General features: G+C 64.4%; 8 protein-coding genes. 6 read left to right on the top strand and 2 right to left on the bottom strand.

Going from position 1 to position 7,655, the window contains the following annotated elements; translation table 11 throughout:
- Positions 1–328: 328 nt before the first annotated feature.
- Positions 329–1,648: an MFS transporter gene (locus LQT98_RS21350; protein ID WP_231465032.1), complete on the top strand. Its 1,320-nt coding sequence runs from the start codon at positions 329–331 to the stop codon at positions 1,646–1,648.
- Between the two features lie 60 nt (positions 1,649–1,708).
- Here the strand turns inward: LQT98_RS21350 and hslU are convergent, their stop codons facing one another.
- Both hslU and hslV read right to left on the bottom strand, forming a co-directional pair.
- Positions 1,709–3,052 (bottom strand): ATP-dependent protease ATPase subunit HslU, encoded by a 1,344-nt coding sequence (gene hslU, locus LQT98_RS21345; protein WP_231465030.1) that lies wholly within the window; start codon positions 3,050–3,052, stop codon positions 1,709–1,711.
- A 65-nt stretch (positions 3,053–3,117) separates the two neighbouring features.
- Positions 3,118–3,678 carry an ATP-dependent protease subunit HslV gene (hslV, locus tag LQT98_RS21340; RefSeq protein WP_048410170.1) on the bottom strand — a complete coding sequence of 187 codons (561 nt, stop codon included), beginning with the start codon at positions 3,676–3,678 and terminating at the stop codon, positions 3,118–3,120.
- A 224-nt stretch (positions 3,679–3,902) separates the two neighbouring features.
- Between hslV and LQT98_RS21335 the strand changes: the two genes are divergently transcribed.
- From LQT98_RS21335 to LQT98_RS21315, 5 genes are all read left to right on the top strand, one after another.
- On the top strand, positions 3,903–4,607 hold the full coding sequence (locus LQT98_RS21335) for an energy transducer TonB (protein ID WP_231465028.1): 705 nt from the start codon (positions 3,903–3,905) through the stop codon (positions 4,605–4,607).
- Positions 4,604–5,281 (top strand): MotA/TolQ/ExbB proton channel family protein, encoded by a 678-nt coding sequence (locus LQT98_RS21330; RefSeq protein WP_048410169.1) that lies wholly within the window; start codon positions 4,604–4,606, stop codon positions 5,279–5,281. The genes LQT98_RS21335 and LQT98_RS21330 overlap by 4 nt, the downstream gene beginning before the upstream one ends.
- Positions 5,268–5,678 (top strand): ExbD/TolR family protein, encoded by a 411-nt coding sequence (locus LQT98_RS21325; protein ID WP_048410168.1) that lies wholly within the window; start codon positions 5,268–5,270, stop codon positions 5,676–5,678. Before LQT98_RS21330 ends, LQT98_RS21325 begins: the two co-directional genes overlap by 14 nt.
- A 232-nt stretch (positions 5,679–5,910) precedes the next feature.
- Entirely contained in the window at positions 5,911–6,591 is a 681-nt protein-coding gene (locus tag LQT98_RS21320) for a Fe2+-dependent dioxygenase (RefSeq protein WP_048410167.1), read from the top strand.
- A 281-nt stretch (positions 6,592–6,872) separates the two neighbouring features.
- On the top strand, positions 6,873–7,655 hold a 783-nt coding region (locus tag LQT98_RS21315), incomplete at its 3' end, for a DUF3857 domain-containing protein (RefSeq protein ID WP_231465026.1).

Genomic DNA, 7,655 nt, shown 5'->3' with positions numbered 1-7,655 from the left:
CTGCGTTGTCTGCTGAGGAGGTGAAATATACGTTACAGCCCTTGCTCCGTCAACACCTATTTTGAAAAAAGATGGAGTTTTTCAGATATTAATCCGTAAACCCATGATTTCAATAAAAATCACCTGATCCCAATTTTACAAGAACTTTTGCAGAGCCAGGAAAACCGGGCCTCCCAGCTCATTGTCGTCGGCAGATAAGCTGAAAAAATGGCTGGGGTTTCTGGTGTTTTTCTGAAAAAACCGCTTTTCGGCAAATTATTCGGGGCAGACTTTATGACTTAGGCATTAATTGTTAAGCTGAGCGCATACCACCGCCCAGGAGACCGCCATGCAGCAAACCTTGCGTCAACGATTGGAAGGCTTGCCCACGCCGTTTTACGCCTTGATGCTGAGCGATGTGTTGAGCGGGCTGGCGATGGGCGCCGGTTACGTCGCCATCAGCTGGTGGGTGGTGCAGTCCGGCGGCGCGCGCGATATGGCCTGGTTCGGATCGGTCACCGCGCTGGTGATGTTGCTGTCGCTGCCGCTGACCGCGCCGCTGGGCGACCGCCTGCCCAAGAACCGGCTGATTGGCGGCGGCATGCTGCTGGCGATGTTGAGCGCCCTGCTGTTGGCGCTGATGGCGGCAATGGGCTGGTATCACATCGGCTGGGTGATCGCGGTGGAGTCACTGGCGATGCTGGCCTGGTCCATCGTGCTGCCGTCCATGCTCAGCATCGCCGCCGAGATGGTGCCGGCGGCCAGGCTGGGCGATGCGCTGTCCTTGCAGAAAAGCTCGCAGTCGGCGGGCAATCTGATCGGCCCGGTCTTGGGCGGCGGCCTGATGGCGGCGACCTCGCCCACCCTGACCCTACTGGCCTATGCCTTCTTGCTGGTGGTGGCGGCCGCGGCTTCCTTATATGTGCGCGTGCCGCCGCGCGCGACTGGCGCCGTCCGCAGCCCCTGGCTGGACGATATCCGCAGCGGCCTGTACGCGCGCTGGCGCATTCCTTTGGAACGCTATTGGACCTTGGCGGTATTCATCACCCTGGTGGCCTTCATGCCGCTGGTGACCACCTTGCTGCCGGTCAAGCTACACGCGCTGGGCTTGTCCGCCGCCTGGCTGGGCGGCTGTGAGGCGGCGATCAGCGCCGGCATGCTGCTAGGCTCGCTCTGGTTCACCCATGTGCTGCTGCGCCGCTTCAGTCGCTATCAGGCGCGCACCATAGGCATGCTGGTCTGTGGCGTGCTGATGCTGGTGGTGGCGGTCAGCGACAACCCTTGGCTGATCCTGGCCTGTTTCGCGGTGATGGGGCTGATGTTCGCGCTGAACCAGCTGATTGGTCAGACCCACCGCACGCTGGCGGTGCCGGAGAATTACCGTGCGCGCTTTTCCGCCATCAATGTGATGCTGGTGAAGATAGGCTCGATGTTGGGCCCGGCGCTGGCCGGCGCGCTGCTGCATGTGTTGCCGCTGGAGCGGGTTTACCTGATTTTCGCGCTGCTGCATTTGGCCACCGTGGTGCCGATGCTGCTGCTGCCCGGCATGAAGGCCTTTTTGGCGCTGGACCATGAGGAGGTGAAGGATTGGTATTGGCGGCAGCATCCGGAGGCGTTCCGCGATTTGGCTCCCACGCCTCCCGCCAAGGAGGCCTGTGAGCTGCGCTGAGGCGGATGCAAGAACGGCGGCCCAGGGCCGCCGTTTGCGTTGCTATATATAAGGAGTGGATCAGAGCACGTAACGCGCCAGATCTTCGCGCTCGGCCACTTGTTCCAGCTTGCTGTCCACATAGGCGGCATCGATCTCGCAGCGGCCGGCCTTGGCGTCGAAAGCCACTTCTTCCAGCAGCTTCTCCATCACGGTATAGAGACGACGCGCGCCGATGTTCTCGGTTTTCTCGTTGACCTGCCAAGCGATCTCGGCCAGACGCTGGATGCCGCTGTCGACGAACTCCAGTTCCACACCCTCGGTCGCCATCAGCGCCTGGTACTGGCGGGTCAGGCAGGCGTTGGTGCTGGTGAGGATGGCCTTGAAGTCGTCCACGGTCAGCGAAGACAGTTCGACGCGGATGGGCAGGCGGCCTTGCAGCTCCGGGATCAGGTCCGACGGCTTGGACAACTGGAAGGCGCCGGAGGCGATGAACAGAATGTGGTCGGTCTTGACCATGCCGTACTTGGTGGACACGGTGGTGCCTTCCACCAGCGGCAGCAGGTCGCGCTGCACGCCGGCGCGCGACACGTCGGCGCCGCCCTGGCCTTCGCTGCGGCTGGTGACCTTGTCGATCTCGTCCAGGAACACGATGCCGTTCTGCTCGACGTTCTTCAGCGCTTCGGCGCGCAGTTCCTCGTCATTGACCAGTTTGGCGGCTTCCTCGTCTATCAGCAGCTTGCGCGCCTCGGTCACCTTTATCTTGGCCGTCTGCTTCTTGCCGGAACCCATGCCCTGGAACATGCCTTGCAGCTGGCTGGCGAAGTCTTCCATCCCCGGCGGCGCCATCACATTCATCTGCGCCATCGGCGCGGCCACTTCGATTTCGATCTCTTTATCGTCCAGCGCGCCTTCGCGCAGCATCTTGCGGAATTTCTGGCGGGTGGCGCCGTCTTCCGGCTTGGCTTCCGCCTCCGGCTCGCCGCCGAAGAAGCCGGCCTGCTGACGCGGACGCGGCAGCAGCACGTCCAGGATGCGGTCTTCCGCCGCGTCTTCCGCGCGCGGGCGGTTACGCTTGATGGCGGCGTCGCGGGTGTCCTTGATCGCCACTTCCACCAGGTCGCGGATGATGGTGTCGACATCGCGGCCGACATAGCCCACCTCGGTGAACTTGGTGGCTTCTATCTTGATGAAGGGCGCGCCGGACAGCTTGGCCAGGCGGCGGGCGATCTCGGTCTTGCCCACGCCGGTGGGTCCTATCATCAGGATGTTCTTGGGGGTGATCTCGCTGCGCAGCGGCTCGGCCACCTGCTGGCGGCGCCAGCGATTGCGCAGCGCCACCGCCACCGCGCGCTTGGCCGCGTTCTGGCCGATGATGTGCTGGTCCAGCTCGTGGACGATTTCCTGCGGGGTCATTTGCGTCATGACATTCTCCAGCCGGAAGCGGCGCTTCCGGCGATTTGATTCTTGAATCGGACGGACGGGGCGGCTCAGTTGGCCGCCGGCTCTTCGGCGTCGTCCAGCAGTTCGATCACATGGTTGTGATTGGTGTAAATGCAGATGTCGCCGGCGATCTCCAGCGATTTCTTCACCACCACTTCCGGCGCCAGATCAGTGTTGTCGAACAGCGCGCGCGCAGCGGCCTGGGCGTAGGCGCCGCCGGAGCCGATGGCGGCGATGCCCTGCTCCGGTTCCAGCACGTCGCCGTTGCCGGTGATGATCAGGGTGCTGTCCTTGTCGGCGACGATCAGCATCGCTTCGAGCCGGCGCAGCATGCGGTCGGTGCGCCAGTCCTTGGCCAGTTCCACCGCCGACACCAGCAGATTGCCCTGATGCTTCTGCAGCTTGGCCTCAAAACGCTCGATCAGGGTGAAGGCGTCAGCGGTGCCGCCGGCGAAGCCCGCCAACACCTTGCCGCCGTGCAGCTTGCGCACCTTGCGCGCCGAAGCCTTGATCACGATATTGCCCAGGGTCACCTGGCCATCCCCGCCCAGCGCCACGCGCTTGCCGCGGCGGATGGAGACGATGGTGGTTCCGTCGAACTGTTGCATGTTTTGTATTCCAGAATGAGGTCGCCACCGGCACGCCGCCGTGGCCAATACAGCAAGATATGCAGGCGAAAGCACAGATTGCAAGCGCCGGGCCGCGCGGGCGCGCCGCCGCCCTGGCCGCTTGCGGAGCCTCTTCCCCCTCATGCATTTTTTGATGTGATCGACATCAAGCCAGCCTTGCTTTCCGCTTGGATAATGAGAATAGTTTGTATTATCATCACCGCATGAACCAGCGAATCCTCCGTTACTCGGCGCTCTCCAGCACGGTGGGCCTGCACGCCCTGGCCTTCGCGCTGATGGGCGGCATGGTGGCCATGCAGCAGCCGATCACGCTGCCGCGCATCGCCAGCATGGAAATGATCAGCCTGGCCGCGCCCAGCCAGGCCGCCGCGCCGGCTGCGCCCAAGCAACAGGCCAAGCCCGAGAAAAAACCGACGCCGCAGGTCAAGCCCACGCCGACGCCCAAGCCCGCTCCGGTCAAACCCAAGGTGATGGCCACGGAAACGGCCGCGCCCAGCCCCAAGGCCATCAGCGTGCCCAGCGCCGCGCCGGCGGCGGAAAGCAAGCCCAGCCCGGCGGCCAGCTCCGCCGAGGGCGGCAGCTCGCACGGCCAGTCGGCCAATGCCAAGCCCTCGGTCACCGAACCGATGTACCGCGGCGGCTATCTGAACAACCCCAAGCCCGCCTACCCGGCCTTGTCCATAGAAGAAGGCGAAACCGGCACCGTGCAGCTGCGCGTGCACGTGTCCGCCCAAGGCCAGCCGCTGGATGTGGCGCTGGCCACCAGCAGCGGCTTCCCGCGGCTGGACCGCGCCGCCGTGGCGGCGGTGAAGCGCTGGACCTTCACGCCGGCCAAGCGCGGCGCTGAAGCCATCGCCTACACCTTTATCGTTCCCGTTGAATTTTCTTTGAAGTCTGGCAAATCATGAATCTAATGACTGTATTCCAACAAGGGGACGCCGTGCTGGTCACGGTGTTCATGATCCTGGTCCTGATGTCGGTGCTCACCTGGTACCTGATCCTGGTTCGCGGCGTCAGCACCTGGCACATCCGCCGCGCCAACAAACAGGCAGAAACCGCGCTGTGGGACGCCCCGGACTGGAAGCAGGCGGAAGCCCAGTTGCAGGATTCGCGCGCGCCCTTCGCCAACCTCACCCGCCAGGGACTGGCCGCGCTGCGCCACTACCGCAGCCAGGCGGAGCGCCCGCTGGGCCAGAGCTGCGATCTGGATGAATTCCTGACCCGCGCCATCCGCAAGGGCCTGGCCCAGGAAAACGGCAAGCAGGAAACCGGCATGACCATGCTGGCCTCGGTGGGCTCCACCGCGCCCTTCATCGGCCTGTTCGGCACGGTATGGGGCATTTACCACGCGCTGGTGAACATCGGCGCCGCCGGCCAAGTCACCATCGCCGCGGTGGCCGGCCCGATCGGCGAAGCGCTGGTGGCCACTGCCGCCGGCCTGGCCGCCGCCATCCCGGCGGTGCTGGCCTACAACGCCCTGACCCGCATGCAGCGCATCATGGCGCAGGACATGGACTACTTCGCCCACGATCTGCACGCCCAATTGCTGACACAGTCCGGAGAAATCGATGGCCTTCGGTAGTTTCGACAAAGGCGCTTCCGCGCCGATGGCGGACATCAACACCACGCCGCTGGTGGACGTGATGCTGGTGCTGCTGGTGGTGTTCATCATCACCACCCCGCTGCTGACCAATACCGTCAAGCTGGACCTGCCGCAGGCCAGCGCCGCCGCGCAGCAAAGCCAGCCCAAGGAAATCCGCCTGGCCATTGACGCCGCCGGCTCGGTGTTCTGGAACGACGTCAAAGTGCCGGAAGGCGAGCTGGACGCCCGCTTCGCCGCCGCCGCGCGCGACAACCCGCAAGTGGAGCTGCATCTGTTCGCCGACAAGAGCGTGCGCTACGAAGCGGTGGCCAAGACCCTGGCCAGCGCCCAGCAGGGCGGCATCAGCAAGATAGGCTTCGCCACCGAAGCGCCGTAAGTCCCCCCTTGCGAGCAGGCCGGCGCCCGCCGGCCGCTCGCCGCAGAGCCGTCACGCAAGCCCTGCCCAATGGCTTGCTTGAGGACTCTGCCGGCCGGCCCCAACAGGCCTGAGCCGCCGTAGACGCGAGACCCGCGTCCCATCACGCCAGCGCAGCCGCCTACCCGGCCGCTATTTCGCGCCGCTTCCTCATTCCTCTCCATTCATCCGATCAACTGCCGCTGGAGACCTCATGTTATTGCACATCCCCGCGGTGCTGAGCGCCGAAGAACTGGCGCGGGGCCGCGAACTGCTGGCCCGCGCCGACTGGGCCGATGGCCGCATCACCGCCGGCAGTCAGTCCGCCCAGGTCAAACGCAATCTGCAACTGCCGCAGCAGCTGCCGGAAGCCCAACAACTGCAGGCCATGGTGGAAGGCGCGCTGCAACGCAACGGCCTGTTCTTCTCCGCCGCGCTGCCGGCCAAGATCTTCCCGCCGCTGTTCAACCGCTACCAGGCCGGCATGGACTTCGGCAACCATGTGGACAACGCGGTACGACGCCACCCCTTTGACAACGGCTGGGTGCGTACCGATGTGTCCTGCACCCTGTTCTTCAGCCGCCCGGACGAATACGAGGGCGGCGAACTGGTGATCGAAGACACTTACGGCTGCCACAGCGTCAAGCTGGACGCCGGCGACATGGTGCTCTACCCGTCCACCAGCCTGCACCGGGTGGAGCCGGTCACCGCCGGCGCGCGGCTGGCCTCCTTCTTCTGGGTGCAAAGCATGATCCGCGACGATGGCAAGCGCCGGCTGCTGTTCGACATGGACGCGGCGATCTCCAGCCTGCGTCTGCAACTGGGCGACAACGCAGCGCTGATGGCGCTGACCGCGAACTACCATAATCTGCTGCGGATGTGGGCCGAGCCTTGAAAGCCTGTCTGTGCTGCGCGCAACGTCTAACGGTTCAGCTACCCGATGTGGATTTCGCTTGTTCAACCGCTCCCCCCTTGTCCCGTCTGGCTGGCAAGATCATGAAGCGGCACGGAACATCCACACAAAAACAATACACATTCGCAAGCGCTAATATGCGAACATGGAAAGCTTGATCCCATCCGGCGGCGCGGCCACCGGATGCGTGTTCTCACCGCCGCCGCGCCGTATCGGCGGCGGTATCACTTCATCACAACAACAGCACACTTTTCGATTCCACTATGCGCATCATCACTCTTGGACTGGCTCTCGGACTGCCCGCCGGCCTCTACAGCAGCTTCAGCGCCGCCGCGCTGCAACCGATCAGCGAAGCGCCGCTGGCGGTCAACACCGCCATCAGCTGTCAGCACAATAAAGACAACAGCCTGGATTGCGTCACCAGCAAGCGCTTCACCATCCTGCACCCCTCCGGCCGCGAACAACTGTCGCGCATCGACTTCACCTACCCGGCCGAAGACCGCCTGCAAGTGGAGCGGGCGGAAGTGATCCAGCCCAACGGCAAAGTGATCAAGCTGGGCAAATCCCAGATCGAAACCCGCGCCGCGCCCAATCCGGACGCCGGCGTCAGCCGCGACATGCAAACCTGGATGGCCTTCCCGGAGCTGGCCGTCGGCAGCACCGTGTCCTACCGGGTCAAGAGCCACAACGCCGCGCAGCCGCTGGCGCGCCAGCTGCGCTACCAATTGGACCTGGGCCCGCAGAAGGCGCGCGAGGACAGCTTCAGCTTCGAGCTCCAGTCCACCCGCCCGCTAAGCTGGCGCGGCATGATGCTGGACGATTACAGCGTGGACGCCAGCGCGGACCGCAAGCGCATCAAGGTGACGCTGCGCCAGCCGCGCTTCCTCAGCTATATCAATGAGTGGAACAACAGCGCGCTGCGCGAATGGCCGCAGCTGGTGATCGCCACCTCGGAGCAGCCGCAAGACCACTTCGGCGCCCACGCCCGCCGCTACAACGAAATCCTGGCCGCGCCGCTGCCGCCGGCCGCCGCCGCCGTGGTGGCC

Source organism: Chromobacterium aquaticum (genome assembly GCF_021129195.1).
Lineage (GTDB): Bacteria > Pseudomonadota > Gammaproteobacteria > Burkholderiales > Chromobacteriaceae > Chromobacterium > Chromobacterium aquaticum.
The sequence above is the reverse complement of the archived record's forward strand: the minus strand, read 5'-3'. Positions and strand labels throughout refer to the sequence as shown.

Bases quoted from the DNA above. Each gene is read 5' to 3' on its own strand.
- hslU (WP_231465030.1), bottom strand. From the start codon at position 3,052: ATGACGCAAATGACCCCGCAGGAAATCGTCCACGAGCTGGACCAGCAC.
- LQT98_RS21325 (WP_048410168.1), top strand. From the start codon at position 5,268: ATGGCCTTCGGTAGTTTCGACAAAGGCGCTTCCGCGCCGATGGCGGAC.
- LQT98_RS21330 (WP_048410169.1), top strand. From the start codon at position 4,604: ATGAATCTAATGACTGTATTCCAACAAGGGGACGCCGTGCTGGTCACG.
- LQT98_RS21350 (WP_231465032.1), top strand. From the start codon at position 329: ATGCAGCAAACCTTGCGTCAACGATTGGAAGGCTTGCCCACGCCGTTT.
- LQT98_RS21320 (WP_048410167.1), top strand. From the start codon at position 5,911: ATGTTATTGCACATCCCCGCGGTGCTGAGCGCCGAAGAACTGGCGCGG.
- hslV (WP_048410170.1), bottom strand. From the start codon at position 3,678: ATGCAACAGTTCGACGGAACCACCATCGTCTCCATCCGCCGCGGCAAG.
- LQT98_RS21335 (WP_231465028.1), top strand. From the start codon at position 3,903: ATGAACCAGCGAATCCTCCGTTACTCGGCGCTCTCCAGCACGGTGGGC.